General features: G+C 43.5%; 1 protein-coding gene and 1 pseudogene. One reads left to right on the forward strand and one right to left on the reverse strand.

From position 1 onward, the window contains the following. Positions 1 to 102, forward strand: a pseudogene (locus A1019T_RS13545) (RNA-guided endonuclease TnpB family protein); the annotation flags it as partial. Positions 103 to 411: 309 nt separating this feature from the next. Here the strand turns inward: A1019T_RS13545 and miaB are convergent. Further along, on the reverse strand, positions 412 to 1,899 hold the full coding sequence (miaB, locus tag A1019T_RS02800; protein ID WP_077450326.1) for a tRNA (N6-isopentenyl adenosine(37)-C2)-methylthiotransferase MiaB: 1,488 nt from the start codon (positions 1,897 to 1,899) through the stop codon (positions 412 to 414). Positions 1,900 to 2,208: the final 309 nt, after the last annotated feature.

The raw sequence follows: 2,208 nt of genomic DNA on the forward strand, positions 1-2,208 counted from the left end.
TGTGCTGAGTGTGGCACATGGCATGATAGAGATATCAATGCTGCTAAGAACATCCTTGCGGTCGGGCTTGACCGTCTAGCTGTAGGAATCCCCTCGGTTTAGCGAGGGGAGGAGGTCAATAGCGAGAGCAGTTGGCAGATGGTTTATACCCTAGGCGGTACCAAACTCTCAGGCTGGCTATGGCAGGGGTCAAGATTACTTTGGCTCAATAGAATCTGTGGTTTGATATTTATAGCGATCGCTGTCGCCTTGCTGTGGGAAGTGGTCACTGTATATTTTTGATTAGGGTTGGTTATAATTAAGAAAGGGTTCAATGATTTGTCATTGAACCCTTTCTTAATATTGGCAGTCTTTAATGGTGTTGGCTATATTTAAGTCAGCTGACACTTAAGTCAACTGGCCGCTACCGGTTTAGCCTAAAATATCGACCAATTCACCGCGCACCATATGTGGACTCACAAAGTCAGTGATTTTTACGGTGACAAATTTACCCATCAAGTCTTTTTTCTGTTGTTCGGTGGCTTTAAAAAGTACAGAACGGGTGTTGTCTGCTGTCCCAAGCAGTTGATCTGGATAGCGATCAGCGATCTCTTCTACCATTACTCGTAAGGTTTTACCTACCATTTCCTGGGTTTTCTTCAATGTAGAGTCAACGATGACCTTTTGGAAGATGGCCAGACGCTCTTTTTTGGTCGCAAGGCTCACATCATCTGGGAGCTCGGCAGCTGGTGTTCCAGGACGTTTTGAATAAATAAAGCTATAAGAGTGATCGAAGTCTAAGTCTTTGGCTAAATTTAAAGTGTCTAGGAAATCTTCCTCAGTCTCTCCTGGGAAGCCGATGATGAAGTCACTGGACAAATGCATATCAGGGCGCACCGCCATCAGTTTCTTGATCTGATTAATATAAACATCGATGGTGTGATTGCGCTTCATGGCCGCCAAGATTTTGTTTGAGCCACTTTGAACCGGCAGATGTAGATGCGATACCAACTGTGGCAGTTTGGCATAAGCCTCGATGATGTCGTCAGTGAACTCAAGTGGATGGCTGGTGGTATAGCGAATACGCTCGATACCACCAACGTGGGCCACATAGTGTAATAACTCAGCAAAGCGGCAGATGCTGCCATCGTCTTTTTCACCACGATAACCGTTTACGTTTTGACCTAATAAGGTGATTTCACGAACACCTTGCTCAGCCAAGCTGTCAATTTCTGCTAACACATCATCTAGAGGACGTGACAGTTCTTCACCGCGGGTGTAGGGAACCACACAAAATGAGCAATACTTTGAACAGCCTTCCATGATAGAAACGAAGGCGCGGTATCCTTCGACTTTTGGCTCAGGCAGGAAATCAAACTTTTCAATACTTGGGAACGACACATCAACCGTACCGATACGGTCTTTGGGTCTTACATTGCGCTGTGTTGTTGATTTGTCATACAGCTCAGGCAGTCTATGCAGAGTTTGTGGCCCGAACACCATATCGACATAAGGAGCGCGTTTTTGAATGTTATCACCTTCTTGTGAGGCCACGCAGCCACCCACACCGATAATCAAATCCGGATTGTCTTCTTTTAATTTGCGCCAGCGACCCAGCTCAGAGAATACTTTTTCTTGCGCTTTTTCACGAATAGAGCAGGTGTTCATCAGTAGCACATCGGCTTCTTCGATATTGTCAGTGACCACCATGTCATGAGAGTCACCCAAAACGTTGCCCATCTTTTCTGAGTCATATACGTTCATCTGACAGCCTTGGGTAGCAATATAAACTTTCTTTTTTGCTGTGCCAGTAGGATGGTTGGCTTGAGCTAAGCTATCCACAGCTAGGCTTTCAGCTGAGTGAGAATTATCCGTTGGTTGCTGACGAATAGTTTTAGGGTCAAATAAAGTAGCACTCATATTAAGCAGTCCAAGATGATAGTCGTTAAAGGTTATTAAATTGAGAGAATAAAGAGGGTATAAGACAGATACAGCGATAAAGATATCGGTAAGGGATGCCCACTTAAATGGCAATAATTGGGCGTTATTATAACATAAGCTAAAGGGTGTTGAGTGGTAAAGCTATGTAGGATCAGGGCAATCGCACTACAAATCGATTTTAGCTACATTTTAATTAATTATTGACCTTTTACAGATGTTATCACCAATTTTCGGTCGCAAATAACAAAAACACGAGATATATAAAAATATTTTAGTTATAGTTTCTAA

The organism is Psychrobacter piechaudii (assembly GCF_900162825.1).
Classification (GTDB): domain Bacteria; phylum Pseudomonadota; class Gammaproteobacteria; order Pseudomonadales; family Moraxellaceae; genus Psychrobacter; species Psychrobacter piechaudii.